Raw genomic sequence first — 25,190 nt, forward strand, 5'->3', positions numbered from 1 at the left:
CGATGCGGTTAGCCGCTCGCGCTTTTGGAGGCGGGGGTCGACGATGATAAGGATGTCACGATATCTTCCATCGGCGCCAACTGCTCCAACGGTCCGATCGCCGAGAGCGTCGGCACCGTGTCGAAGAACAGGCGGCCGGATAGATCGGTCAGCCGGTCGATGGTAATGCCTTGCAGCCGCTCCAGCATTTCCTGATTTGGAATCGGCCGGCCGTAGAGCATCATCTGGCGCGCGATCTGGCCGGCGCGGGCCGCCGGGCTTTCCTGACCCATCAGCAACTGCGCGCGAATCTGGGCGCGAGCGCGCTCGATTTCCTGCTGTTCGATCTTATGGGAGGATTTGTGCAGCTCGTCGACGATGACCGGCAGCAGTTCCGGCAGGTTTTCGCCGCCGGTCGCGGCATGGATGCCGAAGATGCCAGTGTCGGAAAAGCCCCAATGGAAGGCATAGACGGAATAACAGAGACCGCGGAACTCGCGTACTTCCTGGAACAGCCGCGAGGACATGCCGCCGCCGAGGATGTTGGCGAGGATCTGCGAGCAGTAGAAATCGCGCGTGTGATAGGCGCGACCTTCGAAGCCGAGCAGAATCTGCGCATCCATCAGGTCGCGCGTCTCGCGGATATTGCCGCCGATATAGCGGGCAGGCTCGATGACGGGCGGCGCCGAGGGCTTGGTCGGCAGGGTAGAGAAACGCTCTTCGACCTGGCGCACGAAGCTTTCGTGATCCACCGCGCCGGCGGCCACCACGAACATGCGGTCGGTCGTGTAGTTCCGGCTGAGATAACCGCGGATTTGATCCGGCGAGAAGGAGACGACGGTCTCCGGCGTGCCCAGAATAGCGCGGCCGAGCGTCTGGCCGCGATAGGCGACTTCGGAAAATTTGTCGAAGACCACATCGTCGGGCGTGTCGTTCGCAGCGTTGATTTCCTGCAGGATGACCTGCTTTTCGCGCTGCAGTTCATCCTCGTCGAAGGCGGATTCGGTGAGGATATCAGCGAGGATATCGACGGCGAGCGGCACATGATCTTTCAGCACGCGGGCATAATAGGATGTCGTCTCGGTCGAGGTGGCGGCATTGACTTCGCCGCCGACATTCTCGATTTCCTCGGCGATCTCACGCGCCGTGCGACGGGCCGTGCCCTTGAACGCCATGTGTTCCAGCAGATGCGCGATGCCGTGTTCCGCCTCGGTTTCATTACGCGAACCCGATTTGATCCAGACGCCGAGTGCCACGCTTTCGAGGTGTGGCATCGTCTGGGTCGCTACTGTCAGCCCGGACGCAAGCCGGGTGCACTCCACTGTCATCGTCTGTCTTTCTGCGTCTATCATTCCCCGGCCCGGGCATGTTTGCCGATAAAAGTTTCAACGGCTTTCAGCTCGGGATCGAGGACGTCGAAACGCTCCTCCCTGTTCATCAGTCCAGCAAGCCACGTCGGAAGCGCCGGGTCAATACCGCATGCCGATTTTACTGCCGCGGGGAATTTTGCCGGATGTGCGGTCGCAAGCGTCACCATCGGGCTCGACGACTTCTCGTTTTTCTCCGCCACGAAGACGCCGATGGCCGTGTGCGGATCGATGAGATAGCCGGTGTTGTCGAGGGTTTTGCGGATCGTCGCAGCGACCTGTTTCTCGCTGGTGCGGCCGGCGCGGAAGTCCTTCTTGATGGTCTTCAGAGCCTTTTCGCCGATCGAAAAACCCTTCGATTGTTTCAGGCTTTCCATGGCAGCGCGCACCTTCGACGCGTCGCGGCCATGGACTTCGAACAGCAGCCGTTCGAAATTGGACGAGATCTGAATGTCCATCGACGGCGCGGTGGTGGCCTTGACCTCGCGCATCTCGTAGCGGCCGGTCTTCAGCGTGCGCGCAAGAATGTCGTTCTCATTGGTGGCGATCACCAGCCGGTCGATGGGCAGACCCATGCGCTTTGCAACGTAGCCGGCGAAAATATCGCCGAAATTGCCGGTCGGAACGGTGAAGGAAATCTTCCTGTCCGGGCCGCCGAGTGCGACGGCGGTGGTGAAATAATAGACCACCTGCGCCATGATCCGGGCCCAGTTGATCGAATTGACGCCCGAAAGTCTGACGCGGTCGCGAAAGGCGGTGTCGTTGAACATGGCTTTGACCAGGTTCTGGCAATCATCAAAATTGCCGTTGATCGCCAGCGCATGCACATTACCCGCCGTCGAGGTGGTCATCTGCCGTTGCTGCACCGGCGAGACCTTGCCATGCGGGAAGAGGATGAAGATGTCAGTGCGTCCGCGTCCCGCAAAGGCATCGATCGCCGCGCCGCCGGTATCGCCTGAGGTCGCGCCGACGATGGTTGCCCTTTGCCCGCGCTTTTCCAGTGCGTAATCCATCAGCCGCGCGAGCAATTGCATGGCGACATCCTTGAAGGCAAGCGTTGTGCCGTGGAACAGCTCCATCACGAAGCTGTTCGGACCTGTCTGCACCAGCGGCGCGACGGCCGGATGGCGGAAGGTGGCATAGGCTTCGTCGATCATGCCGCGGAAGACATCGTCCGGAATTTCGCCGTTGGTGAAGGGCGACAGCACGGCGAAGGCGACCTCCTGATAGCTCTTGCCGCGGAAGGCGCGAATCTCTTTTTTCGTGAGGGTCGGCCATTCGCGGGGGACATAGAGCCCGCCATCACGCGCAAGGCCGGCCAGAAGGGCGTCGCAGAAGCCAAGGGCAGGGGCTTCTCCCCGCGTTGAAATATAGTCCACGGTCTAGAATTCCTTTGGTCGCAAAATTGCCGGAGTGGTGGAGTGAGAGGGTAAAAGAACGAAGCGATGGCAGCCCGTCTTTTTGCGTCGGATCAGCCGCGTGGTTTTCGCGTTTGCGCAACGCCCGTTCGGCTCTGTCCGGAGGGCGGCGGCTTGCGCCAATCTGTCGACGTCGAAAAGTGAGCCAAAACGGTGCCTACCCAATCGATTTTTCGCTGCGCCGCTGGTATAGACCATCGCCAAGTGTCATAAAAGGCCCGTCGAACAGGCTGCAGGCCGATAATGTGAATTATTGCAGAGGGTGGAATAATAGTGTTTGGCAAGGTTTCGCGTCGTCTTTTCTCCGCTTCGCTTATGGCATTGTTGGCTGGTTGTAGTTCTCTTGGTTTCGGCGGTGGCGATAAGCAGCCCGGAACGGATGTGACGGTAGCGCCGCAGGCAACGGCCGGCAATCCGTCCTCTGCCAGCCCCGCGCCGCAGGTGACCGGCGGCCAGGCCTATGTCGCCGGCAAATGCCCGCAGGTCGTGATCCGCGATGAGGCGTCCAGCTATCGCACCTACGCCAAGGGCGCCAAGGATGATCCGAACCAGTTGACCTATCAGGCATCGCTCGCCCAGGCGACGCGTCAGTGCACGACCGATGGCACCAATCTCAGCATCCATATCGTTGCGCAGGGCCGTCTTGTCGCCGGCCCGATGGGCGGCCCCGGCAAGGTGACAATGCCGATCCATGTCGCCGTCATGGACAACAGCACCGCCCTCTATAGCAAGACCGTCAATTTCACCGCGGAAATCCCGCCGGGCGAAACCACGACGCAGTTCCTCTTCACCGATGACGACATCAATGTCGCCGGCGGCTCCGGCGGCTTCACGGTCGTCCAGGTCGGCTTCGATCAAGGGCCGCAGAAGCCGGAAAAAGGCCAGAAGCCTATTCGCAAGAAGCATAAGTGAGGTTGGGATTTAGGCAGTAGGCAGTACGCAGTACGCAGTAGCTAAAGGTCATCTTGTCCTTGCACTGCTGGCAACTAGCCGCAACATCTATTGCCTTTGCCTCACAAAACGCCTTCCCACTCCGCCAGCGCCATCACCACGCCGGGCAGATCGGCCATTCGGGAGATGACCGTTTCGGCACCCGCATCGGTCAACCGGTCGGCGTGCGAAGGATAGGTGTGCGAAGCGCCGGTGAAGCCGATGACGCGCATACCGGCGGCGCGTGCTGCGTGGACGCCATGGACCGAGTCTTCCACGACAATGACGTTGGCCGGCGCAACGTTCAATTGCTTGGCGCCGTGCAGGAAAATATCGGGCTTCGGCTTCACGCGATCGGCGCCGAGATCCTTGGCGGAATAAATATGCGGCGCGAACAGCTCCTTGTAACCGACCTTGAAGAGCATCGTGTCGAGCCGAGCGGAACTAGAATTCGAGCAGACGCAACGCGGCATCGGCAGGCGCGACAGGGCAAAAGGAACGCCCGGAATAGCCTTCACGTCATTGGCGAGCCTCAAGTCCAGAAGCTTTTCGGACTTGTCGAGCAGCGATGCCGAGATCGGAATGCTCGCCTCACGCTCGACTTCGAACAGAATGTTCTGCCAGGTCATGCCGGAAAAGCGCTCGCCCATTTCCTCGGCGCTGATCGGGTAGCCCGCTTCCGTCAGGAGCTTGGATTCAACATCCGCCGCGATGATTTCCGAATCGACTAGAACGCCGTCGCAGTCGAAGATGATGAGGTCGAAGCCATTGCTCATGAGAATACACTGCCTTTAATGGGGCTCTGGATAGGGCATGGCCTTGTCCAAAAACTGCGTGGCGCTTTTTGGGCCTGCTCTGAATGGGCCTGCTCTGAATGGGATTGTGCGGCTTTACACGATGCTCCGGCAAACCTCAACCAACGAGCAGACATGGCAGTATTGCGTTGGGGGAAAGGATAAGCCGAGTTTTGGGACCGACTAAAAAGGTCAACCGTGGTGGGTCATGTTGAAAAAGTCGCTGCGCAGGCTTTTGGCATGCAATTGCCCGACTTGGACCTCATATTCCTCTTGAGCCGCCTGCCAGAAAGGCTGCGCCTCGGTGATCTTGCTTCGCCCGGCCGGCGATAGCTCCAACATCAGCCGACGGCTCCCCTCCGTTTCGGGCGCGCTGACGACCAGCTCCCGTTGCAGCAGTGGCTTCACGGCCCGCAGCAGGGTCGTACGGTCCATCAGCATCGCGGCCGCCAGTTCGTTCATGGTCATCCGCTCATTCTGCCGGAGGAAATTCAGGAGCGAAAACTGCGTGCTGGTTATGCCGGTCGGCGCCATATGACGCTCGTAGAGTTTCGAGACGTGCCTCGCCAGTTGCCTGGTCGCCAGGCAATGGCACGCAAGAGGACCAAGATTGTCTTCAGTTTGCATAACAGGCAATATGCATGTGCATATGCACCAAGTCAAGTTGTAGTCAAGTCCGACCAAGGACCGGACGACCCGACCGCATTTGATGTTGCGTCCTTCTGAGGCGATGTCTCCGACGCTCAGACGTCGGCGCTCTCCTGTCCTTTATCCATCTCGCCGGCTTCCATGGGAAACAGCGCCAGAAACCGGCGTTCGCCTTCCGAGGTAAATAGGATCGAACGGCTGTTTTCCGTTCGCCGGGCCCAGCCCTTGTTGAAAAAATTGGAAAGCAGCGCCTTGCCGAGACTGCCGGCGAGATGCGCACGGCGTTCGCTCCAATCGAGACAGGAGCGACAGAGCGGGCGCCGCGTCGAGCGCAGCCCGGTCACATCTATGCCGATTGAGGTAAGCCGCGCTTCGCCGCGTTCCGTTAAATTCAAGCCGTCGCCAACCTCCGAGATCGCGCCAGATGCAATCAGGCTGTCGAGCATGCGCACGCCGTAATCGCCGGCAAGATGGTCGTAGCAGATGCGCGCCTTGCGCAGTGCCGGCTCTTTCGGACCGGGGCGATGGCGCAGGTGTCCTCGCGTGGCGGCGAAGCCCATGATATTTTCAAGCAGCTTGCCGACGCCGTCGTCGGCCAGCGCGAAATAGCGGTGTCGGCCCTGCTTTCGTTGCGCAAGCAACCCACCGGCTTCGAGTTTCGACAAATGCGTGCTCGCCGTCTGCAGCGTGATGCCGCCGACCTCAGCCAGCTCCGTTGCCGTCAGAGCACGGCCGCCCATCAGCGCGGTAAGCATGTTCGCCCGCGCCGGGTCGCCGATGAGTGCGCCGATCTGCGCTATGTCAGGACCTTCCTTCATACTTCGATCGTAACCGAAGCATCGACGTCACGCAATATGCGAGAACATCTCCATCACGAAAGGAGAAAACGATGATCACCTGTTTCATCCGCTATGAAATCGATCCGTTCAAGAAGGAGGCCTTTGCCGAATACGCCAGGGCCTGGGGCCAGGTCATCCCACGTAACGGCGCTGATCTCATCGGCTATTTCGCCCCGCATGAGGGTTCGGCGACGACCGCATACGGCGTCTATAACATCGAAAGCCTGGCTGCTTACGAAGCCTATCGCGCCCGCCTTGCAGTCGACCCGCTCGGCAAGGCGAACTACGATTTCTCCTGCCGCGAACGCTTCATCATCAGGGAAGACCGCATCTTCCTGAAAAACGTGTCGCTGCCGCGCGGTCCAAAGGTGATGCCATGATCGCCGTTATTTTCGAGGTCGTTCCCTATCTCGGCGAACGGCATCACTATCTCGATCTTGCCGGCAAGCTGCGCGCGGAACTCGAGACCATTGATGGCTTCATCTCCATCGAGCGCTTCGAGAGCCTGACGCAACGCGGCAAGCTTCTTTCGCTCTCCTTCTGGCGTGACGAAGTGGCGGTCAAGGAATGGCGTACTCGCGAAACGCACCGAGCCGCGCAAAAGGCGGGGCGAGGGGCGATATTTGCCGACTATCGGCTGCGCATAGCGCATGTGGTGCGTGATTACGGGATGAATGAGAGGGACGAGACGCCGGCGGATAGCCGGGCGGTGCATGACGCGCTAGTCCACACCGAACCGCACACAAAGGGCATCAATAGCAAGTTCTAGTGCGGGTAGTTCATCGACAACCACACCCATATGATCTGATCGGATAGGCCGTGATATTGATGACGTAGTATGTTCCCTATGGTTTTGACCTGTTGCCAAGGAATCTCAGGTCTCAACGCTTTGATATCATTCGGCAAGGCCCGGCTTGCCTCCGAAATGATTTCTATGGCGCGTTGGACGGCGTGTGGAAACAGCCAATCACCGCGATAGTCGTCCAGCGTTTTTCCCGCAGCTGCGTTGCTGATACCACGGAGTTCCGCTCGCATATCCTCGAGCGCGTGTCTAAATTCCCTCGGCATCAAAATACCCGCGTCGCCGATCGCTCGATCGCTGGTCTCAGGCGGGGATGTAGGCCATCTCTGGTCGTGATATCGACGGGCGTATGAAGATCTTCTTCGAGCAAGAACTTGATGCTGATTAGATCGAAAGCATTGAAACGGCTCGCCGGATCATAATCGATAAAAATATCCACATCGCTCGATGACCGCGCTTCATTCCGGGAAACGGAGCCGAAAAGGTAAAGCGATGTTGCACCGAGCGCCCGGATGGCGTTCGCGTTGTTTTTGAGCCGCGCTATCGTTTCGTTTCGGTTCATGCGAATGTTGTATCGCATTCGCTATTATTTTTCCATGCCGCGAATAATTTCCCAAATCGTTCGTCGCTTTAGCCTTTGGTAACCAACTTAGGTAACCATAACACTCAGTTAATCGTATCGAGTAAGTGTAACAGCGAGTATCACATGGCGTCAGTTTTCCCGCTTGCCGACATCAGGACTTCCGCAACGCCGGGCTCTTGGGTCGACACGATCATCAAGGGCGATTGCGTGGCCGCTCTTGAAGCACTGCCCACCCATTCCGTCGACGTTATCTTCGCGGACCCGCCGTATAATCTGCAACTCGGTGGCACGCTGCATCGCCCCGATCAGTCGCTGGTCGACGCCGTCGATGACGAATGGGACCAGTTTGCCTCCTTCGAAGCCTATGATGCCTTCACCCGCGCTTGGCTGCTTGCCTGCCGTCGCGTGCTGAAGCCGACGGGTACGATCTGGGTCATCGGCTCCTATCACAATATCTTCCGTGTCGGCGCCACGATGCAGGATCTGAACTTCTGGATCCTCAACGACATCGTCTGGCGCAAGACCAATCCGATGCCGAATTTCAAGGGCCGCCGTTTCCAGAACGCGCATGAAACGATGATCTGGGCGAGCCCGAACGCCAAGGCCAAAGGCTACACCTTCAACTATGATGCCATGAAGGCCGCCAATGACGATGTGCAGATGCGCTCCGACTGGCTATTCCCGATCTGCAGCGGCGGCGAACGGTTGAAGGATCAAGACGGCAAGAAGGCACATCCGACACAGAAGCCGGAAGCCCTGCTTGCCCGTGTCATCATGGCATCGTCCAAGCCGGGTGACATCATCCTCGATCCGTTCTTCGGTTCGGGCACCACCGGTGCGGTCGCCAAGCGTCTTGGTCGCCACTTCGTCGGCATCGAGCGCGAGCAGGATTACATCAATGCGGCCAGCGCCCGCATCGCTGCCGTCGAACCACTCGGCAAGGCGGAACTGACCGTCCTGACCGGCAAGAAGGCCGAAGTTCGCGTCGCTTTCAACGTGTTGATCGAAAGCGGCCTCATCAAGCCCGGCCAGGTGCTGACGGATGCGAGGCGCCGTTATAGCGCCATCGTTCGCGCCGACGGCACGGTCGCCTCCGGCGGCGAGGCCGGCTCCATTCATCGCCTCGGCGCGAAAGTCCAGGGCCTTGATGCATGCAACGGATGGACATTCTGGCACTTTGACGACGGGCAGTCCCTGCGCCCGATCGATGAGCTGCGTTCGATCGTCCGCAACGATCTGGCGAAGGCGGAATAATCCCAACTATTTGCGCGGCATGATCTGATCCGAAAGCCTTTCCCGGTTTTCGGAGCCATGCCGCAGCCGGATCCACATATCCGCCTTCTTCCGTCGAGTACCTCCAGTTAGGGAGGAAGGCGAGACGCCCAGGATTTGCGAATCCTGGGCGCTTTTTTTGTTTGACGGCTCAGAATTCCTGATAATCCGTCACATCGACCCGAACGACGCATCCGTTTTCATCGAAGGTGATCGTCTCTTCACCCTCACGGATCAACGGCTTGCCGGTCTTGCTGTTCGTTGCCCGGACGGACCAGACGCTCCGGCCGGAAAGCGGCGTCAGCGTTTCCACCAAGGAATTGACGGCGGTTTGATCCGGATAGGTGTCGAAGTATCCCCGAAATGCCTCCATGATCGCCTCGCGGCCGGCAAGGCTGCCGACGCCGTTGGAGACATAGGTGGCATTCTCCGCGAAGAAGTTCTCGATTGCTTCGTAGTCCAGCCTGTTGATCGCGTCATGAAAGAGGGTGATGCGTTCTGCCGGATCGAAAACCATGAGCTTAAACCTCGATGCCGTAGGCGGCGAGATCGCTGCGCAACTTCTCGGCGCCGGTGAAATGGACTGCATTCCAACCCGCGGCTCTTGCACCTTCAACGTTGGCGAGCGAATCGTCGATGAAAATGGTGGAAGCCGGGTCCAGACCGAAGCTCTTTACATGCGCCTCATAGATCGCGACATCCGGCTTGATCAGGCCGATGTCGCCGGACACGGTGACGCCGCGCGGCTTGGAAAGGAAATCGAAGCGCGTCTGCGCTTCGCGAAAGGTGTCGGAGGCAAAATTGGTCAGCATGGTGACGTCGCGGCCCTCGGCAATCAGCTTCTCCAGGATCGCGACGCTGTCGTCGTAGGCATGCGGTACCATGTCATGCCAATATTTGCGGAAGGCGCGGATCTGTTCTTCGCGCTCGGGATGCTCGGCGATCAGCAGCGCTTCGGCCTCTTCCCACGTCCGGCCGCGATCCTGTTCGATATTCCATTCATTCGTGCAGACATTGGCGAGGAACCAGCTTCGCTCTGCCTCATCCGGGATGATGCGGTTAAAGGGGATACTCGGATCGTAGTGAACAAGCACCTTGCCGATGTCGAAGACGATGTGCCGGATTTCCGTGGTCATGAATTATGTCCTGATGTGTAAGCGCGAGCTTTACTGAATGCGCGTGGAATAGCCTGTGCGATCGCTTTTTTCATGACGGTCGGCAAGGCCTGCGCTTCAAGATTTGTAACCGGCTCCCACCATCCGTCATTGCGGATCATGTTAGATGCCACCTGGGCGCGATAGATCAATAGCCGCAGTTCGAAGTGCGTGAAGATATGCGTTACGGTTCCGGCTGCCTGCCAATCCGCCGGGAAGGGAGCCGCGGTAGCACTGGTCTCGCCGTCGATGCGGGCCGTCCAGCCGGTCGTCGGCACTTCGGTCATGCCGCCGAGAAGGCCGCTGGCGATGCGCCGGCGCAGATAAATCTCGCCATCGCCATTCACCGCCACGAAAGCAGCACCCTGGCGCACCGGCTTTTCCTTCTTTGCCGCTTTGACCGGAAATTGTTCGGGATCATGCAGCCGTAATGCCTCGCAGGCATTGTTGAAGGGACAGAGCGCACAGGCGGGCCGTTTCGGCGTGCAGATCGTCGCGCCCAGATCCATCATCGCCTGCGCGAAATCGCCGGGGCGATCGGCCGGCGTCAGCAACGCCACCTTCTGCTTCATCAATGGCTTGGCGGCCGGCAACGGTGTAGCGATGGCGTAAAGGCGGGAGATGACGCGTTCGACATTACCGTCCATGACAGCCGCCTGGCGGTTGAATGCGATGGCGGCGACCGCCGCTGCCGTATAGTCGCCGATTCCCGGCAGTGCCTGCAGTCCATTTTCGGTATCCGGGAACTGCCCGCCATGCTCCGCGGCCACGGCCTCCGCGCATTTCTTGAGATTACGGGCGCGGGCATAATAGCCAAGCCCGGCCCAGGCGGCCATGACATCGTCTGTGGGGGCTGCCGCAAGATCACGAACCGTCGGCCAGCGCCCCAGGAATTTGGCGAAATAGGCTTTGACCGCAGGCACGGTGGTCTGCTGCAGCATCACCTCGGATAGCCAGACATGATAGGGATCGGCCCGGACGCCGCGCGCTGCCATCGGTGGCGAGACGCGCCAGGGCAGGTCGCGGTGATGGCGGTCGTACCAGGAAAGCAGGGATGCGGCCGTCGGGGATTCTATTATCGTCGTCATGATTTGCCGCATCAAGGGGAAGTGCTCTATACTTGGCCAAGCTGCGCCAGCCAATCAAGGCCTTGGATGCGCAAACCGGGTCTCGGGTTCACTATCCAATGAGTTATCCCCGAAAAGGCGAAAAACAGATTTCCGAGCTGACCAACGGCATCATCGATCCCGTTCTGGCGAAGCGCGCCGGCATCAACACGGCGCTGCTCGGTTCCTGGGACGAGATCGCCGGCGAGGATTTCGCCGAATGTACGCGGCCGGAAAAGATCGCCTGGGCCAAACGCGGCGGCTCGGGCGACGATGGCGGTTACCAGCCCGGTGTGCTGACCATCGCCTGTGAGGGCGCCCGCGCTCTGTTTCTGACCCATGCGCAGGGCGAGCTCATCCAGCGCATCAACGGTTTCTTCGGCTTCCACGCCGTCAGCCAGATCCGCATCGTTCAGAAGCCAGTCTCCATCGCCTCCAAACGCTCGCGCACGCCGCCGCCGCTGAAAGGCGAGGCGGCGCGAAAGCTGGAAGACATGATGGACGGCATCGAGGACGATAAGCTGCGTGCGGCAATTCAGAGGTTGGGCACCGCGATGGTTTGGAAGCGAGGCAAGAGATAGCTTTATTGTGATGCCGAAAAGCAGTTGGTCCGTGGGCTCCCGAATGCTATATTTGTATAGCAATGTGGAGAGAAGATGATGTTGGCCCTACGGCTTCCGCCGGAAATTGAGGCAAGGCTCGATGAGCTCGCCAAGCGTACCGGGCGCAGTAAAAGCTTTTATGCCCGTGAGGCGATCCTGGAGCACCTGGACGACCTTGAGGATATCTATCTCGCGGAGAAGCGCTTGGAAGAGTTTCGCCGGGGCGAGAGTGACACCGTTTCCCTGGCTGAGTTAATGGCACGCTATGGCGTGGACGATTGAGTTTCAGCGATCTGCAGAGCGCGAACTCGAAACGCTCGGACATGAGACTGCGCGCCGCATTCTTAAATTTCTTCATGAGCGTGTTGCCAAGCTGGACAATCCGCGCTCAATCGGAGAGGCCTTGAAGGGTTCTGATCTCGGTGATTTCTGGAAATATCGGGTTGGAGACTGCCGAGTCATCGCGCACATCGAAGATAGCGCCATACGAATTCTGATTGTCCGAGTCGGAAATCGCCGCGAGGTTTATCGAAGATAGTCTCACATAGCGGTCCATCTTCAGGATCGACCGCTTATCCCCATCAATTCTGACGATAATTTAATCTCTTTGTCTTCGGTAGGTCACAATTCTTTGAAGAAAGTTGGCCAACCGTGCCTTGTTAGTAGCAACTAGCCGTTATATCGCAATGAACCATTCACAGACCTCTTAAACGACGGGTGACTTTATGCCGATGTCTGACATGCTCTTGACCAAACGCCACCTGCTGGGCGGCACCGCCGTTGCGGCTCTCTCCCTGGCGTTCGCTGCCTTTGCCGACACCGCATCCGCCGCTAATGCGACCACGGCCGGCGGTGCTCAGGAGACCACCAACAGCGCCGCCTCGCCTGAGGATGCAGTTCCGTCGTCGGAAGGCAATGTCGACATGAACGAGGTGCTGAAGCCCGGCCCCCTGCCGGAAATCGCGCTCGGCAAGGAAGACGCTCCGGTCAAGATCGTCGAATACATGTCGCTGACCTGCCCGCACTGCGCGCATTTCGCCACGACCACTTTCGATACGATCAAGCAGAAATACATCGATACGGGCAAGGTCCGCTTCATTATCCGCGAATTCCCCTTCGATCCGCGCGCTGCTGCCGCCTTCATGCTGGCCCGTTGCGCGCCGCAGGAACAGTATCTCCCGATGGTCGATATGCTGTTCAAGCAGCAGATCGCTTGGGCCTCGCCGGATGTCGACGGCCGTGCCGCACTGCTGCAAATGTCGAAACTTGCCGGTTTTACTGAGGATAGCTTTACGAAATGCTTGACGAACCAGAAGCTTCTGGATGATGTCAACTCAGTTAGGGAACGCGCGGCCAAAGACTTCGGCGTCAATGCTACGCCGACCTTCTTGATCAACGGCAAGCGTTATGCAGGGGACATGTCGGTTAATGCCATGTCGAAGCTCATCGATAGCCTTCTCTGATCCGTGCCTTTTCGAAACGGCGGGCGGCGGGGAAACCCGCGCGCTCGTTTTTTTGTGTTTGCCTATTGCCTTCTCCCCAGCGGGGAGAAGGTGGCCGAAAGGCCGGATGAGGGGGGCGAGGAGCGCCAGCTCCGAGCGCCTTGAGCGAAAGCGAAAGGCAATCACGTCGATAACGCCTCCTCAACCCGCGCTGCGCGCGACCTTCTCCCCGTGGGGGAGAAGGAGGTTCGGCTCATGAAGTTCAACAGGCTTCGTCTCGTCGGCTTCAAGTCCTTTGTGGAGCCGGCGGAATTCGTCATCGAGCGCGGCTTGACCGGCGTCGTCGGCCCGAACGGCTGCGGCAAGTCCAACTTGGTCGAAGCGCTGCGTTGGGTCATGGGTGAGAATTCCTACAAGAACATGCGCGCCTCCGGCATGGACGATGTCATCTTTTCAGGTTCCGGCAATCGCCCGGCGCGCAACACCGCCGAAGTCGGTCTCTATCTCGATAACAGCGACCGCACGGCGCCCGCCGCCTTCAACGACAGCGACGAAATCCAGGTTACCCGCCGCATCGAGCGCGAGCAGGGCTCGCTTTATCGCATCAACGGCAAGGAGGCCCGCGCCAAGGATGTGCAACTGCTGTTCGCTGATGCCTCGACCGGCGCGCGTTCGCCGTCGATGGTCGGGCAGGGGCGTATCGGCGAGCTGATCCAGGCCAAGCCCCAGGCGCGCCGGCAGCTTCTTGAAGAAGCGGCGGGGATTTCCGGACTGCATTCGCGCCGGCATGAGGCGGAACTCCGTCTGCGTGCTGCCGAGGGCAATCTCGAGCGTCTCGACGACGTAACCTCGCAGCTTGAAAGTCAGATCGAGAGCCTGAAGCGCCAGGCCCGTCAGGCCAACCGCTTCAAGATGCTGTCAGCCGACATCCGTGCCCGCGAGGCTATGCTCCTGCACATCCACTGGAAGCAGGCCAAGGAGGCGGAAGCGGAGGCCGACAGTGCCCTCAATCAGGCAACCGTTCTGGTCGCGGAAAAGGCCCAGATCCAGATGGAGGCGGCAAAGGCGCAGGGCATCGCCAGCTTTAAGCTGCCGGACCTGCGCGAAGAGGAGGCGAAAGCTGCTGCCGCGTTGCAGCGTCTGCAGATCGCTCGCACCCAGCTCGAAGAGGATGCCAACCGTATTTTGCGCCGCCGCGACGAACTAACCCGGCGGCTGGCGCAACTGGCTGAAGATATCAGTCGTGAAGAACACCTCGTCGCCGACAATGCCGCGATCCTCGCCAAGCTCGATGCCGAGGAGGCCGACATTGCCGATATCCTCGCCGATTCTGGCCGGCTTGCCGAGGAGACGCGCGAGGCTTTCGAGGAGGCAGCCGCGAAGCTGGCCGATAGCGAGCGTATCTTTACCGCGCTGACCGCCGAGCGCGCCGAGGCATCAGCCGCCCGCAATCAGCTCGAGCGCGCCATCCGCGATCTTGCCGACCGCAAGATGCGGCTGGAACGCCAGATGGACGAGGCCGGCCGAGAGCTCGCCGCGATCGACGAAAAGATAACCACCCTGCCGGACCCGAGCGAAAAGCGCGATGTGGTCGAAGCGGCTGAAACTGTCGTCGCCGATGCCGACGTGGCGATCCAGCTCGTTGAAGCGGCGCTTTCCAAGGCCCGTGAGACCGAAGCTTTATCGCGCGCGCCGGTCGATGAAGCCCGTTCGCGGTTGAACGCCTTGGAAACCGAGGCGCGCACGATCTCCAATATGCTGGCAGCGGGAGCCGCTTCGGCGACATTTGCACCTGTTGCGGAAGAGCTGCGCGTCGATCGCGGCTTCGAGACCGCGCTCGGCGCCGCGCTTGGCGACGATCTGGAATCGCCGCTGGATCCGCAAGCGCCGGTCTATTGGTCCGACAACGGCAGCGGCGCCACCGATCCCGCCTTGCCGGAAGGCGTCGTGCCGCTGATTTCGCATGTTGGCGCACCGGCGGCGTTGACGCGGCGTCTGCGCCAGATCGGCCTTGTCGCCGCCGAGGACGCCCTGCGTCTCATGCCGGCGTTGAAGCCTGGTCAGCGGCTGGTGACGAAGGACGGCGCCGTATTTCGTTGGGACGGGCATGTGACCGGGGCAGACGCCCCCAGCGCGGCGGCTTTGCGGCTGGCACAGAAAAATCGTTTCGCGGAGCTTGAGGCCGAAGCCGAGGTGGCGCGCGATGTCTTGGCCGAGGCCGAGGAGCGGTTGGCAATCGCCGGCGACGCGATCCGGGCCGAGGAAAGTCGTCTTGTCGTCGCGCGTGATACCAGCCGACTTGCTGCTCGCCAGCTCGCCGAGGCTCGCGAAGCATTGGCGATGGCGGAGCGCGCCTCCGGCGATCTGATCCGCCGTCGCGATGTCATCACGGAAGCTGCCAGCCATCTGCAGGCGCAGATGGAAGAGGTGATGGTACAAGATGAAAATGCCCGCATCGAACTGGAGGATGCGCCCGATCTGGCGGCCATCGATCTCAAGCTGCGCGACCAGCAGGCAGATGTCGCCACGGATCGCGGAGCGCTCGCCGAAGCGCGCGCCCGTTACGAAGGGCTGAATCGCGAAAATGAGGCGCGGCAGCGCCGTATCCTCGCGATCAGGCAGGAGCGCGACGGTTGGCGCGAGCGCGCCGCCAGTGCGGAAGAGCATATCCAAACCTTGCGCGACCGCGAAGAAGAAGCACGCGACGAAGCCGCTGAGCTGGATCTTGCCCCGGATGAATTCGATGACAGGCGCCGTGGATTGATGAATGAATTGCAGAAGGCCGAGGAGGCGCGCCGCGCGGCGGCCGATCGCCTGGTCGAGGCGGAAATCGTTCAGCGTGAGGCCGATCGCCAGGCCGCAACGGCGCTGTCGGAACTGGCGGAAAGCCGTGAAAAACGCGGCCGTATCGAAGAGCGGCTGGTTTCCGCCCGCGAGCGCCGCCAGGAAAGCGAGTTGCGCATCCGCCAGGCGCTGAATGTGGAACTGCACGAGGTGCTGCGGCTTGCCGGCCTGTCGGCGGGGCAAAATGTTCCCGATTTGCGCGAGGTCGAGCGCGAGTTGGAGCGGCTGAAGATCGAGCGTGAACGCCTCGGTGCCGTCAACCTGCGCGCCGAGGAAGAAAGCAAGGAATTGACGGAGCGGCTGCGGGCCTTGATCAAGGAGCGCGACGACGTCATCGACGCCATCCGTAAGCTGCGCGGTGCGATCCAGAGCCTCAACCGCGAAGGCCGCGAGCGCCTGATCGCTGCCTTCGACGTTGTCAATGTGCAGTTCCAGCGGCTGTTTACCCATCTTTTCGGCGGCGGCACGGCCGAGCTGCAACTGATCGAGTCAGACGATCCGCTGGAGGCGGGCCTCGAAATCCTCGCCCGTCCGCCGGGCAAGAAGCCCCAGACCATGACGCTGCTTTCCGGCGGCGAACAGGCGCTGACGGCAATGGCGCTGATCTTTGCCGTCTTCCTCACCAACCCGGCGCCGATCTGCGTGCTGGACGAAGTGGACGCGCCGCTCGACGACCACAATGTCGAGCGCTATTGCAATCTCATGGACGAGATGGCCGCCTCGACCGAAACGCGTTTTGTGGTCATCACCCACAATCCCATCACCATGGCCCGCATGGACCGCCTCTTCGGCGTGACCATGGCCGAACAGGGTGTCTCACAGCTTGTTTCCGTTGATTTGCAAACCGCGGAGCAACTGCGGGAAATTGCTTGAGGCGTCTTTTTCCGGTTGGAAAAAGGAGAAACTATTTCCATATCGACAAGAAATTGCCGCTTCGGCTGCCGCACAGCCGGAAAGCGTGTTAGATTTCTTTTCGATCAATAATACGTGGCGCTAATCCGCCCGGAAGGGAAGCATGTCTGGATTTGATGGCGGTATTTTCGATTTCCTCGGAATACTCGCCGTGTTGTTCCTCGTCGCCGCCAATGGTTTTTTCGTTGCGGCCGAATTTTCGCTAGTCTCCGTTAGGCGCAGCCGCGTGGCCGAACTGGTCCTGGAGGGGCGGATGAACGCGACCGCCTTGCAACGGGCCGTCGACAATCTCGACGCCAATCTCGCGGCCACTCAGCTCGGCATCACCATATCTTCGCTCGCTCTCGGCTGGGTGGGTGAGCCGGCGCTTGCCCATCTGTTGGAGCCGCTTCTCGATTTTCTGCCTGGCACCTGGGCCGCTGCCGGATCGCACGCCGTCGCCGTCGTGATTTCCTTCATTATCATCACCGCCCTGCACATCGTCCTTGGCGAACTTGCGCCGAAGAGCCTGGCATTGCAACGCAGCGAAGGCACCGCCCTAGGTGTGGTGCGACCGCTCGGTCTGTTCCTGTTTCTGCTCCGCCCGGCCATCGTGGTGCTGAACGGTCTCGGAAATATGGTTCTGCGCCTCTTCGGGCTGCGGCCGGGCGCCGGCGAAGGTTCGCTGCATTCCCCAGCGGAAATCAAAATGCTGGTCGCCGAAAGCCAGGAAGCCGGTCTGTTGGAACAGGCGCAGCAGGAACTGGTCGAACGTGTCTTCAACATCGGCGACCGCGATGTTTCCGACATCATGACGCCGAGACTGGAGGTCGACTGGATCGACGCTGAGGACACGCCGGAGGAGATGCTGAAGGCCATTCGCGAAAGCCGGTTCGAACAGCTCCTCGTCGGTCGCGGGACGATCGACGAACCGATCGGCATGATCCTGAAGAGGGATCTTCTCGATCAGCTCCTGAACGGCCAGTCGCTCGATCCGATAGCGGTCATGCGGCAGCCACTCATCGTTCATGAGGCGACGGCCGTGTTCAAAGTGCTCGAAAGCTTCAAACGCGCGCCTGTCCGTCTCGCCATGGTCATCGATGAATATGGCAGCCTGGAGGGCATCGTCACGCAGACGGACCTGCTGGAAGCCATCGCCGGCGACTTGCCGAATATGGAGAACGAGGGGCCGGATATCGTCGAGCGAGCCGACGGCTCACTGCTGATCGAAGGCATGATGCCGGTCTATGATGCTTTCCAGAGGCTGGGCCTCCGCGATCGTTCCGAAGACAGCGGTTTCCACACCTTTGCCGGCTTTGCCCTCTACCAGCTCGGACATATCCCGGAGGTCGGCGAGAGCTTCATATTCGACGGCTGGCACTTCGAGATCGTCGATCTGGACGGCATGCGGATTGACAAAATTCTGGCAAAGCGGGAGGGGCCGGCTTAGCCGCCTGTATCCGATCATCAGGTTGCGGTCGATGGCGGGTCGTTTGGCTTGCCTTTGAATGGTGCCACCTCGATTTCTCCCTCTCGCTTGCGGGCTTGAGCAATGTCGTAGCTATTCTGCATCCGCATCAGCGTATCCATAGATACGCCAAATGCTTTCTCGATTCTGAGCGCCATTTCTGGCGACAGGTGGGCTCGTTCGTTGAGAAGCGCGGACAAGGCGGGGCGTGTAACGCCCAGCGCCTTGGCCGCGTCCGTGACGGAAAGCTCAAGAGCTTCAATGATCTCGCTTTTGACGAATCCGCCCGGATGGGCTGGATTTTTCATGCGGATGCCCTGTGCAGCGTTCATGGGCGCCTCCTAATGATAATCTTCATAATCGAGATCGATGATCTCAATTTCTGTCCGGTCTATCCGAAATGTCAGCCGCCAGTTTTTGGTGACAAAGAGGCTCCAGGTGCCCTTACGATCGCCGGTGAGCAGATGCGCTTTCCAACTCGGCACCGTCCGTAATTCCTGCTCCTGTTCCATGTCCTGGAGGAACGAAATAATACGTCGCAGTTTCGGCACGAAGGCCGGTTGCAAGCCGGAGGCATCATCGTCTTCGATGAACCGGCGCAGCTCCTTATGAATCACGTTTCTGATCTTCATAATTTTAGTTAGTGAAGCGGACGTCATGCGTCAAGTGACGCTTTACGCATGTATTGCAACAGGCGCGGTTTTCAACACTGTGATCCGATATTTATTGTGCGGCGCAACATTTCGCCGCATTTGTCGATTTTCATTTCCGCCTCAATCAATTAAGTTCAACCTTAGGAGTTGGACGGGGGAAGATGACGAAGTGGGTTTATACATTCGGCGACGGGAAGGCCGAGGGTCGCGCCAAGGATTATGAGCGGCTCGGGGGGAAGGGCGCCAATCTCGCCGAAATGTGCAGCTTAGGCCTGCCGGTTCCCCCTGGCTTGACGATCGTCAGCGAAGCCTGCGCTTTCTACTACAAGAACGGCCGCAACGTTCCGGAAGATCTGAAGCCGCAGGTGGTGCAAGGCTTGAAGCAGATGGAGGCGGTCACCGGGCGCAAGTTCGGCGATACGGCTCGCCCGCTGCTCGTTTCCGTGCGCTCCGGCGGGCGCGCCTCCATGCCAGGCATGATGGATACCGTCCTCAATCTCGGCCTCAACGACGACACGGTGCAGGCGCTCGGCCACGACGCCGGCGACGCTCGCTTTGCCTGGGACAGCTATCGGCGCTTCATTCAGATGTATGCCGATGTCGTCATGGGTCTCGACAACGAGATTTTCGAGGAAATCCTGGAGGATGAGAAGGCCCGCCTCGGCCACGAGTTCGATACCGATCTTTCCGCCGTTGAGTGGCAGCATGTTGTCTCGCTCTACAAGGCCGTCATCGAAGAGGAACTGGACGAGGCCTTCCCGCAGGAGCCTGAGGTGCAGCTCTGGGGTGCCGTCGGCGCGGTGTTTTCCAGTTGGATGAACCCACGCGCGGTCACCTATCGGCATTTGCACAATATTCCCGAAGCCTGGGGCACTGCGGTCAATATCCAGGCCATGGTCTTCGGTAATCTCGGCAATTCGTCCGCCACGGGCGTCGCCTTTACCCGCAATCCGTCGACGGGTGAGAAGGAGCTCTACGGCGAATTCCTGGTCAATGCGCAGGGCGAGGATGTCGTCGCCGGTATTCGCACTCCGCAGAGCATCACTGAGGCGGCCCGCATCGCCTCCGGCTACGAGCGGCCGTCGATGGAAAAGCTGATGCCGGAAGCCTTTGCCGAATTCCGCCGCATCTGCGCAGAGCTCGAATCGCATTACCGCGACATGCAGGATCTGGAATTCACCATCGAGCGCGGCAAGCTCTGGATGCTGCAGACCCGCGCCGCCAAGCGCACCACAAAGGCGGCGATGAAGGTCGCCGTCGATATGGTCGACGAAGGCGTGATCACCAAGGAGGAGGCCGTCTCTCGCATCGAGCCCTCGACCCTTGACCAGCTCCTGCATCCGACGATCGATCCGCGCGTGCACCGCGAGGTCATCGGCTCCGGCTTGCCGGCCTCTCCGGGGGCGGCAACAGGCGAGGTGGTCTTCACCGCCGAGGAGGCGATTATCGCGGAAGAGGAGGGCCGCAAGGTCATTCTCGTGCGCATCGAGACGAGCCCGGAGGACATTCACGGCATGCATGCCGCCGAGGGAATTCTCACCACGCGCGGCGGCATGACCAGCCATGCGGCGGTCGTTGCCCGCGGCATGGGCATTCCCTGCGTCGTCGGCGCAGGCACCATGCGCATCGACATGCGCAACGAAAAGCTGATCGGCATCGGCATCACGCTGAAAAAGGGCGACATCGTCACGATCGACGGCTCCACCGGTCAGGTGCTGAAGGGCGAGGTGCCGATGATCCAGCCGGAACTCTCCGGCGACTTCGGCCGCATCATGGCCTGGGCCGACCATTCGCGCCGCATGACGGTGCGAACGAATGCCGACACGCCGGCCGACGCCCGCGCGGCCCGTTCCTTCGGCGCCGAAGGCATCGGTCTTTGCCGTACCGAACATATGTTTTTCGAAGGCGACCGCATCCATGTCATGCGGGAGATGATCCTTGCCGAAGGCGAGGAGGGCCGCCGCGCCGCACTCGCCAAGCTCCTGCCGATGCAGCGGCTCGATTTCACCGGCATGTTCACCATCATGCACGGCCTGCCGGTGACCATCCGCCTGCTGGACCCGCCCTTGCACGAGTTCCTGCCGAAGACGGACGAGGAGATCGCCGAGGTTGCCGGCATCATGGGCATGGAGCCGGCCATATTGCGCCAGCGTGTCGATGCGCTGCATGAGTTCAATCCCATGCTCGGCCATCGCGGCTGCCGCCTGGCAATTTCCTATCCCGAAATCGTCGAGATGCAGGCCAGAGCCATCTTCGAGGCGGCGGTCTCCGCCGCAAAAGAGACGGGTGCGGCCGTCGTGCCGGAGATTATGGTGCCGCTGGTCGGCCTGCGTTCGGAGCTTGATTACGTCAAGACATGTATCGATGCGGTGGCCCGCGCCGTCATGACGGAAGCGAAGATGAAGATAGATTATCTTGTCGGCACGATGATCGAGCTGCCGCGCGCTGCCCTTCGTGCGCACATCATTGCCGAGGCGGCCGAATTCTTCTCCTTCGGCACCAACGACCTGACGCAAACCACCTTCGGCATGTCGCGCGACGATGCCGCCGCCTTCATTCCCACCTATCAGCGCAAGGGGATCATCGAGCATGATCCCTTCATCTCGCTCGATTTCGACGGTGTCGGAGAGCTGATCCGCATCGCGGCCGAACGCGGCCGCCGCACGCGCAACGATATGAAGCTCGGCATCTGCGGCGAACATGGCGGTGATCCGGCCTCGATCCAGTTTTGCGAGGAGATCGGACTGGATTATGTGTCCTGTTCGCCTTTCCGCGTGCCGATCGCAAGGCTCGCGGCGGCGCAGGCGGCAATCAGAGGCAAGGCATAGTTTTCATCGCGGGGAGAGACGAAGCGGTCAATGCCAATGGTGATGATAATATCCCGGTCCTACCACGATGGACGGTCCCCAGAAGAAATCATCATTGCTTTCCATGAAAGCACGCTGATCGGCGCGCCGGCTCAGATCCTGATTCATCAGGCAATTGGCGAAATTCTCGGTGCCGCGGCGAAAGCCGTAGCTGCTGCATCTCGCCTCATCCGCCGCGCGAATCTCTTCTGCCGTCTGACAGGCGGTTAAAGCCAGCGCCATGGCAATGAGGGAAAGTGCGGGAAAAATACGCATGACTCGAAATCCTCGGCACAGATATGCACGCGAAAACTATAGTCTCCCTCGATAAGGTGCGAAAGGCATATTGCCGCCAGTTCATCACGAACCGTTGAACGGCATGGTAAGACTTAAACAGCTCAAGCGTCGTCACGCGGCCTTGCGGGCAGGCGTTGCAGCAGATCGACGAAAGCATCGGCGAAGCGGAGCAGGGGCTCGGTCTCCTCATCCGGCTGCAGCAGGCGGATTTCCGCATCGTCTTCGTCGAGCACCGCGAAGATGACGCGCATGGTCTCGCCACCCTCCGGGATCCGCAGAACCGCAAGCCGGCGGCAATCCGATATCAATCCTGTGGCCGGAAGATCGAAGAGAAACTCGCCGTGCGCAGCCCGGGCGGCATCCCGCACTGCTTCGCAAAAGGCAGCCTCCCCGCCGGAAAAACCTTCGAGCGATAATTCAAGCTCAAGGAGTTCGAGCGGCAGCGTGGGGTCGGCGGCATCGGCGACCGTGCCGGCGGCCGCAGGCAGCGGCTTGGCGGCGATGTCCAGCGATTGCATCGTTTCCATCTCCTCAAGTCCTTTCATGGCCTAAACAAAACCCCAAAAAGCATGGCCTCTTTTGATAATTTAAGCAAGTACTCACATTTTGCGCTCACTAACCCCTGCAACCGGTTTGCAGTCGGATGTTGTTCATCCCCACCGAGAGCCGATTTATTTTCGCCATTTCTTGCTCTAAACATGAAGTCGACCTCGGGATTGGGGTGCATCCGCCTTCCGATCCGACGCGCCGACGAGCTTTTGATGACCATTCGCTTCGACCGTCCCGTTTCCCATGCCGCCCGTGCCGCGCGCCTGATTGCGTCCTTTGCGCTGGTGCTGTGCGCGGTGATTCTGGTCGGCCATCGATTCGGGCCGCTGGAAACGCCCTATTTCGTCCTGCTGATGCTGATTTCCGCTGGTTTTGCCGCATTGGCGGTGCTGCTTGCCGTCATCGGCTTGTCGCAGCTCTGGCGGCTTGCCGCCATAGGCGGCGTTTCGGCTTTCAAGGCGCTGATCTACGCCGCGCTGCCGCTGGCGATCGTCGGCATCGGCGTGGAGCGCTACTGGACACGGCCCGCCATCTACGATGTCTCCACCGATCTCGTTGACGCCCCGGAATGGCTGGCGCCCCCCCGGGCAGAACAGATCTGGCTGCCGGCAAGGCATTTCGTGACGCCGCAGGACCGCGAGGCGCAATATACCGCCTATCCGGCGCTGACCGGCCGTCGTTACGAAGGCGCCGTCGACCGCGTGCTCGAAGCGGTGCGCAAGGTCGCCAAGGACAACCACATCACCATCGTCAAGGCCGAAGGCGCAGATGTCGTTGATCCGAACGGCAATGAAAAGCCGAAGCGCCGCGCGCCGCGGCAGAACCAAAGCCAGACACCGGACGACACTGCCGTCACCGACATGCCCGACGTCGTCCCCGTGCCGACGCCGCGTCCCTTCCGCGACGATGTGGCGGACCTGATCCGCCAGAATTCCGATGTCGTCCTGCAGGGCGAGACCCGCACCCGCATTCTCGGCCTGAATTTCGATGTGCTGATCCGCCTGCGTGAAGAGGCGGAGACGACGCTGGTCGATGTCCGCGTCGCCTCCCGGTATGGCCAGGACGATCTCGGCATCAGCGCCAATATAGCCGAAACCTATCTGAAGGCGCTGGATGCGGAACTCCTCGGCATTGCCGGAAGCTGAAGCCGCTTACGCCAGCCTGTAAGTTCCGAACAACGCCGGCGGGCCGTCCGTCTCCACCAGACCTTTCCCCACCAGATCCTCCAGATGCGCCAGCACCGAGAGTGCGGCTGCGCCATGCAGGCGAGGATCGGTGTCGCGGTAGATGGCTTTCACCATGTCGGGGATCAGGCGGTCGCCGGCCTTGATGCGCTCCAGCACGGCGCGCTCGCGCATGCGCCGATGGGTCCTGAGACCGCGCATGAAGGAGGCGGGTTCCATCACCGGGCCGCCGTGACCGGGAAAGAACCGGCGGTCGTCGCGGGCAAGCAGTCGCTCGAGTGAAGCCATGTAATCGGCCATGGAGCCATCGGGCGGCGCGACGATCGTCGTCGCCCAGGCCATGACATGATCGGCGGAAAAGACGATGCCGCTGCCTTCTAGCGCAAAGCACGCATGATTGGCCGTATGGCCGGGTGTCAAAAGCGCGGTCAATTCCCAACCGTCTCCAGAGACGCTTTCGCCGTCGGCAAGCGCGATGTCCGGCAGGAAATCCGTATCCGAGCTTTCGGCGAAGGGATTGATCTCGCCCTTATGCAGCGGCCGCGCCGGGCGGTGTGGCCCTTCGCCGACCGTTACGGCACCCGTTGCCTCCTTCAGCCGCTTGGCGAGCGGAGAATGGTCGCGGTGGGTATGGCTGACGAAGATATGCGTCACCTCGCGCCCCTTCAGCGCTGCCATCAGGGCCGCGAAATGCGCCTCGTCCTCCGGGCCCGGATCGATGACCGCCACGGACGAGCCGCCGACGATATAGCTGTTGGTGCCGTGAAAAGTGAAGGCGCTGGGATTGTTGACCGTCAGCCGTTCGACACCGGGCGCAATCGGCACGGCACGCCCATAGGCAGGCTCGAAGGCAAGGTCGAATTCGGGAACGCTCATCGTTTGTATTCGATTTCAATGAAGGACATCGGTTCCGACCCGGCATTGACCACATTATGCTCGACGCCCGCATCGCGCCGGTAGGCTGCGCCTTTGGCAAGATCGACGCGCCGGCTTTCCGGCCCTTCCTCGATCAGGAATTGGCAATCCGTCATCGGCACCACGACATAGCCGAGACCATGGACATGATGCCCCGTATCGGCGCCCGGCTCGAAATCCCAGCGGATGATGCGCACCACGGCGTCGTCCACAAGCACCGAAGGGACGGCCGGAGGGCGGGCACGAAACTGGCTCATTGGATCTCCTGAGTGGATTTTGAAACAGCAAGCCCTATCATAGCCCCGCCGGAAGCACACAGAAATATGCGCTCACGCATAACTTAATGATTGTGAGCGGATGCGACCTTTGCTAATCAGACGCCGATTTGGCGCGAACAGTCGCCATGTCGCACTGTTGGGGCGTAGCCAAGCGGTAAGGCAGCGGTTTTTGGTACCGCCATCCCCTGGTTCGAATCCAGGCGCCCCAGCCATTCAAATTTCCAAAAATCTAAATTGATTGATTTGGCCGCAAAACAGCCGAACGCACCATCAAAACAAAAACAGGCGACCCTTTCGAGCCGCCTGCGAGAGTCCATCCCCGATAATCC

General features: G+C 60.3%; 28 protein-coding genes and 1 tRNA gene. 13 read left to right on the forward strand and 16 right to left on the reverse strand.

The window, feature by feature from the left end; all coding sequences use genetic code 11:
- Window positions 1–8 precede the first annotated feature (8 nt).
- Together K290_RS0103955 and thrC are read right to left on the reverse strand one after the other, a co-directional pair.
- Window positions 9–1,307, reverse strand: a complete 1,299-nt coding sequence (locus tag K290_RS0103955; RefSeq protein ID WP_028750671.1) for a M16 family metallopeptidase — start codon at window positions 1,305–1,307, stop codon at window positions 9–11.
- A 20-nt stretch (window positions 1,308–1,327) separates the two neighbouring features.
- On the reverse strand, window positions 1,328–2,725 hold the full coding sequence (gene thrC, locus K290_RS0103960) for a threonine synthase (RefSeq protein WP_028750672.1): 1,398 nt from the start codon (window positions 2,723–2,725) through the stop codon (window positions 1,328–1,330).
- Window positions 2,726–3,037: 312 nt separating this feature from the next.
- Between thrC and K290_RS0103965 the strand changes: the two genes are divergently transcribed.
- Window positions 3,038–3,676 (forward strand): hypothetical protein, encoded by a 639-nt coding sequence (locus K290_RS0103965; RefSeq protein ID WP_028750673.1) that lies wholly within the window; start codon window positions 3,038–3,040, stop codon window positions 3,674–3,676.
- A 101-nt stretch (window positions 3,677–3,777) separates the two neighbouring features.
- Here K290_RS0103965 and K290_RS0103970 read toward each other — a convergent pair whose 3' ends face one another.
- The 3 genes from K290_RS0103970 to K290_RS0103985 form a co-directional block, all read right to left on the reverse strand.
- Complete coding sequence (locus K290_RS0103970; RefSeq protein ID WP_028750674.1) at window positions 3,778–4,470, reverse strand: HAD family hydrolase; 693 nt, start codon at window positions 4,468–4,470, stop codon at window positions 3,778–3,780.
- A 210-nt stretch (window positions 4,471–4,680) separates the two neighbouring features.
- The gene (locus tag K290_RS0103980; RefSeq protein WP_202595624.1) at window positions 4,681–5,022 is read right to left on the reverse strand and encodes a MarR family winged helix-turn-helix transcriptional regulator; all 342 of its coding nucleotides are present in this window, start codon (window positions 5,020–5,022) and stop codon (window positions 4,681–4,683) included.
- A gap of 209 nt (window positions 5,023–5,231) precedes the next feature.
- Window positions 5,232–5,954 carry an ArsR/SmtB family transcription factor gene (locus tag K290_RS0103985; RefSeq protein ID WP_028750676.1) on the reverse strand — a complete coding sequence of 241 codons (723 nt, stop codon included), beginning with the start codon at window positions 5,952–5,954 and terminating at the stop codon, window positions 5,232–5,234.
- Between the two features lie 71 nt (window positions 5,955–6,025).
- On the opposite strand from K290_RS0103985, the gene K290_RS0103990 reads away from it, so the two are divergent.
- Together K290_RS0103990 and K290_RS33795 are read left to right on the forward strand one after the other, a co-directional pair.
- On the forward strand, window positions 6,026–6,355 hold the full coding sequence (locus K290_RS0103990) for an NIPSNAP family protein (RefSeq protein ID WP_028750677.1): 330 nt from the start codon (window positions 6,026–6,028) through the stop codon (window positions 6,353–6,355).
- Complete coding sequence (locus K290_RS33795; RefSeq protein WP_051263941.1) at window positions 6,352–6,744, forward strand: antibiotic biosynthesis monooxygenase family protein; 393 nt, start codon at window positions 6,352–6,354, stop codon at window positions 6,742–6,744. The genes K290_RS0103990 and K290_RS33795 overlap by 4 nt, the downstream gene beginning before the upstream one ends.
- Here the strand turns inward: K290_RS33795 and K290_RS33800 are convergent.
- Window positions 6,741–7,043: a HepT-like ribonuclease domain-containing protein gene (locus tag K290_RS33800; RefSeq protein WP_342425602.1), complete on the reverse strand. Its 303-nt coding sequence runs from the start codon at window positions 7,041–7,043 to the stop codon at window positions 6,741–6,743. The two genes, K290_RS33795 and K290_RS33800, sit on opposite strands and share 4 nt — an antisense overlap.
- Window positions 7,043–7,339, reverse strand: a complete 297-nt coding sequence (locus K290_RS0104005; protein WP_028750678.1) for a nucleotidyltransferase family protein — start codon at window positions 7,337–7,339, stop codon at window positions 7,043–7,045. The genes K290_RS33800 and K290_RS0104005 overlap by 1 nt, the downstream gene beginning before the upstream one ends.
- Window positions 7,340–7,483: 144 nt before the next feature.
- On the opposite strand from K290_RS0104005, the gene K290_RS0104010 reads away from it, so the two are divergent.
- Window positions 7,484–8,614, forward strand: a complete 1,131-nt coding sequence (locus K290_RS0104010; RefSeq protein WP_028750679.1) for a site-specific DNA-methyltransferase — start codon at window positions 7,484–7,486, stop codon at window positions 8,612–8,614.
- Between the two features lie 169 nt (window positions 8,615–8,783).
- Here K290_RS0104010 and K290_RS0104015 read toward each other — a convergent pair whose 3' ends face one another.
- The 3 genes from K290_RS0104015 to mutY are packed head-to-tail and all read right to left on the reverse strand — an operon-like array spanning window position 8,784 to window position 10,874.
- Window positions 8,784–9,149, reverse strand: coding sequence for a nuclear transport factor 2 family protein (locus tag K290_RS0104015; RefSeq protein ID WP_028750680.1), 366 nt, complete (start codon window positions 9,147–9,149; stop codon window positions 8,784–8,786).
- A 4-nt stretch (window positions 9,150–9,153) separates the two neighbouring features.
- Entirely contained in the window at window positions 9,154–9,768 is a 615-nt protein-coding gene (locus tag K290_RS0104020) for an HAD family hydrolase (protein ID WP_028750681.1), read from the reverse strand.
- Window positions 9,765–10,874 (reverse strand): A/G-specific adenine glycosylase, encoded by a 1,110-nt coding sequence (gene mutY / locus K290_RS0104025; protein WP_028750682.1) that lies wholly within the window; start codon window positions 10,872–10,874, stop codon window positions 9,765–9,767. Before mutY ends, K290_RS0104020 begins: the two co-directional genes overlap by 4 nt.
- Before the next feature lie 98 nt (window positions 10,875–10,972).
- Between mutY and K290_RS0104030 the strand changes: the two genes are divergently transcribed.
- The 6 genes from K290_RS0104030 to K290_RS0104055 all read left to right on the forward strand — a co-directional run bounded on the left by K290_RS0104030 (window position 10,973) and on the right by K290_RS0104055 (window position 18,121).
- Entirely contained in the window at window positions 10,973–11,473 is a 501-nt protein-coding gene (locus tag K290_RS0104030; protein WP_028750683.1) for a DUF721 domain-containing protein, read from the forward strand.
- A gap of 78 nt (window positions 11,474–11,551) precedes the next feature.
- Window positions 11,552–11,776, forward strand: a complete 225-nt coding sequence (gene relB, locus K290_RS0104035; protein ID WP_028750684.1) for a type II toxin-antitoxin system RelB family antitoxin — start codon at window positions 11,552–11,554, stop codon at window positions 11,774–11,776.
- Complete coding sequence (locus K290_RS36080) at window positions 11,760–12,032, forward strand: type II toxin-antitoxin system RelE family toxin (protein ID WP_081670213.1); 273 nt, start codon at window positions 11,760–11,762, stop codon at window positions 12,030–12,032. The genes relB and K290_RS36080 overlap by 17 nt, the downstream gene beginning before the upstream one ends.
- Before the next feature lie 187 nt (window positions 12,033–12,219).
- Window positions 12,220–12,957: a DsbA family protein gene (locus K290_RS0104045; RefSeq protein ID WP_028750685.1), complete on the forward strand. Its 738-nt coding sequence runs from the start codon at window positions 12,220–12,222 to the stop codon at window positions 12,955–12,957.
- A gap of 234 nt (window positions 12,958–13,191) precedes the next feature.
- On the forward strand, window positions 13,192–16,653 hold the full coding sequence (locus K290_RS0104050) for a chromosome segregation SMC family protein (protein ID WP_028750686.1): 3,462 nt from the start codon (window positions 13,192–13,194) through the stop codon (window positions 16,651–16,653).
- Between the two features lie 142 nt (window positions 16,654–16,795).
- Window positions 16,796–18,121: a hemolysin family protein gene (locus tag K290_RS0104055; protein WP_028750687.1), complete on the forward strand. Its 1,326-nt coding sequence runs from the start codon at window positions 16,796–16,798 to the stop codon at window positions 18,119–18,121.
- A gap of 17 nt (window positions 18,122–18,138) precedes the next feature.
- Here the strand turns inward: K290_RS0104055 and K290_RS0104060 are convergent, their stop codons facing one another.
- Window positions 18,139–18,471, reverse strand: a complete 333-nt coding sequence (locus K290_RS0104060; protein ID WP_028750688.1) for a HigA family addiction module antitoxin — start codon at window positions 18,469–18,471, stop codon at window positions 18,139–18,141.
- A gap of 9 nt (window positions 18,472–18,480) precedes the next feature.
- Entirely contained in the window at window positions 18,481–18,798 is a 318-nt protein-coding gene (locus K290_RS0104065) for a type II toxin-antitoxin system RelE/ParE family toxin (RefSeq protein WP_245276465.1), read from the reverse strand.
- A gap of 155 nt (window positions 18,799–18,953) precedes the next feature.
- On the opposite strand from K290_RS0104065, the gene ppdK reads away from it, so the two are divergent.
- Window positions 18,954–21,620: a pyruvate, phosphate dikinase gene (gene ppdK, locus K290_RS0104070; protein ID WP_028750690.1), complete on the forward strand. Its 2,667-nt coding sequence runs from the start codon at window positions 18,954–18,956 to the stop codon at window positions 21,618–21,620.
- A 27-nt stretch (window positions 21,621–21,647) separates the two neighbouring features.
- On the opposite strand, the gene K290_RS0104075 is transcribed toward ppdK, so the two are convergent.
- Complete coding sequence (locus K290_RS0104075) at window positions 21,648–21,914, reverse strand: hypothetical protein (RefSeq protein WP_028750691.1); 267 nt, start codon at window positions 21,912–21,914, stop codon at window positions 21,648–21,650.
- A gap of 122 nt (window positions 21,915–22,036) precedes the next feature.
- Window positions 22,037–22,453, reverse strand: a complete 417-nt coding sequence (locus K290_RS0104080) for a hypothetical protein (protein ID WP_028750692.1) — start codon at window positions 22,451–22,453, stop codon at window positions 22,037–22,039.
- Window positions 22,454–22,696: 243 nt separating this feature from the next.
- Here K290_RS0104080 and K290_RS0104085 point away from each other — a divergent pair, with 243 nt between their 5' ends.
- Window positions 22,697–23,629: a DUF1499 domain-containing protein gene (locus K290_RS0104085; protein ID WP_028750693.1), complete on the forward strand. Its 933-nt coding sequence runs from the start codon at window positions 22,697–22,699 to the stop codon at window positions 23,627–23,629.
- 6 nt (window positions 23,630–23,635) lie between these two features.
- On the opposite strand, the gene K290_RS0104090 is transcribed toward K290_RS0104085, so the two are convergent.
- Together K290_RS0104090 and K290_RS0104095 are read right to left on the reverse strand one after the other, a co-directional pair.
- Window positions 23,636–24,544, reverse strand: coding sequence for an MBL fold metallo-hydrolase (locus tag K290_RS0104090; RefSeq protein WP_028750694.1), 909 nt, complete (start codon window positions 24,542–24,544; stop codon window positions 23,636–23,638).
- Window positions 24,541–24,840, reverse strand: a complete 300-nt coding sequence (locus K290_RS0104095) for a cupin domain-containing protein (RefSeq protein WP_028750695.1) — start codon at window positions 24,838–24,840, stop codon at window positions 24,541–24,543. The genes K290_RS0104090 and K290_RS0104095 overlap by 4 nt, the downstream gene beginning before the upstream one ends.
- 158 nt (window positions 24,841–24,998) lie before the next feature.
- On the opposite strand from K290_RS0104095, the gene K290_RS0104100 reads away from it, so the two are divergent.
- Window positions 24,999–25,073 (forward strand) — tRNA-Gln (locus K290_RS0104100).
- Window positions 25,074–25,190: the final 117 nt, after the last annotated feature.

This window comes from Rhizobium leucaenae USDA 9039, from assembly GCF_000426285.1.
GTDB lineage: Bacteria > Pseudomonadota > Alphaproteobacteria > Rhizobiales > Rhizobiaceae > Rhizobium > Rhizobium leucaenae.

Coding starts and splice junctions, on each gene's coding strand:
- mutY (WP_028750682.1), bottom strand. CDS start 10,874: ATGACGACGATAATAGAATCCCCGACGGCCGCATCCCTGCTTTCCTGG.
- K290_RS0104045 (WP_028750685.1), top strand. CDS start 12,220: ATGCCGATGTCTGACATGCTCTTGACCAAACGCCACCTGCTGGGCGGC.
- relB (WP_028750684.1), top strand. CDS start 11,552: ATGTTGGCCCTACGGCTTCCGCCGGAAATTGAGGCAAGGCTCGATGAG.
- K290_RS0104090 (WP_028750694.1), bottom strand. CDS start 24,544: ATGAGCGTTCCCGAATTCGACCTTGCCTTCGAGCCTGCCTATGGGCGT.
- K290_RS36080 (WP_081670213.1), top strand. CDS start 11,760: ATGGCGTGGACGATTGAGTTTCAGCGATCTGCAGAGCGCGAACTCGAA.
- K290_RS0104085 (WP_028750693.1), top strand. CDS start 22,697: ATGACCATTCGCTTCGACCGTCCCGTTTCCCATGCCGCCCGTGCCGCG.
- K290_RS33800 (WP_342425602.1), bottom strand. CDS start 7,043: ATGCCGAGGGAATTTAGACACGCGCTCGAGGATATGCGAGCGGAACTC.
- K290_RS0104055 (WP_028750687.1), top strand. CDS start 16,796: ATGTCTGGATTTGATGGCGGTATTTTCGATTTCCTCGGAATACTCGCC.
- K290_RS0104030 (WP_028750683.1), top strand. CDS start 10,973: ATGAGTTATCCCCGAAAAGGCGAAAAACAGATTTCCGAGCTGACCAAC.
- K290_RS0104010 (WP_028750679.1), top strand. CDS start 7,484: ATGGCGTCAGTTTTCCCGCTTGCCGACATCAGGACTTCCGCAACGCCG.
- K290_RS0104060 (WP_028750688.1), bottom strand. CDS start 18,471: ATGAACGCTGCACAGGGCATCCGCATGAAAAATCCAGCCCATCCGGGC.
- K290_RS0104095 (WP_028750695.1), bottom strand. CDS start 24,840: ATGAGCCAGTTTCGTGCCCGCCCTCCGGCCGTCCCTTCGGTGCTTGTG.
- K290_RS0104080 (WP_028750692.1), bottom strand. CDS start 22,453: ATGCAATCGCTGGACATCGCCGCCAAGCCGCTGCCTGCGGCCGCCGGC.
- K290_RS0103980 (WP_202595624.1), bottom strand. CDS start 5,022: ATGGCGCCGACCGGCATAACCAGCACGCAGTTTTCGCTCCTGAATTTC.
- K290_RS0103955 (WP_028750671.1), bottom strand. CDS start 1,307: ATGACAGTGGAGTGCACCCGGCTTGCGTCCGGGCTGACAGTAGCGACC.
- K290_RS0104065 (WP_245276465.1), bottom strand. CDS start 18,798: ATGACGTCCGCTTCACTAACTAAAATTATGAAGATCAGAAACGTGATT.
- K290_RS0104005 (WP_028750678.1), bottom strand. CDS start 7,339: ATGAACCGAAACGAAACGATAGCGCGGCTCAAAAACAACGCGAACGCC.
- K290_RS0104015 (WP_028750680.1), bottom strand. CDS start 9,149: ATGGTTTTCGATCCGGCAGAACGCATCACCCTCTTTCATGACGCGATC.
- K290_RS0104075 (WP_028750691.1), bottom strand. CDS start 21,914: ATGCGTATTTTTCCCGCACTTTCCCTCATTGCCATGGCGCTGGCTTTA.
- K290_RS0104050 (WP_028750686.1), top strand. CDS start 13,192: ATGAAGTTCAACAGGCTTCGTCTCGTCGGCTTCAAGTCCTTTGTGGAG.
- K290_RS0103985 (WP_028750676.1), bottom strand. CDS start 5,954: ATGAAGGAAGGTCCTGACATAGCGCAGATCGGCGCACTCATCGGCGAC.
- K290_RS0104020 (WP_028750681.1), bottom strand. CDS start 9,768: ATGACCACGGAAATCCGGCACATCGTCTTCGACATCGGCAAGGTGCTT.
- K290_RS0103990 (WP_028750677.1), top strand. CDS start 6,026: ATGATCACCTGTTTCATCCGCTATGAAATCGATCCGTTCAAGAAGGAG.
- K290_RS33795 (WP_051263941.1), top strand. CDS start 6,352: ATGATCGCCGTTATTTTCGAGGTCGTTCCCTATCTCGGCGAACGGCAT.
- ppdK (WP_028750690.1), top strand. CDS start 18,954: ATGACGAAGTGGGTTTATACATTCGGCGACGGGAAGGCCGAGGGTCGC.
- K290_RS0103970 (WP_028750674.1), bottom strand. CDS start 4,470: ATGAGCAATGGCTTCGACCTCATCATCTTCGACTGCGACGGCGTTCTA.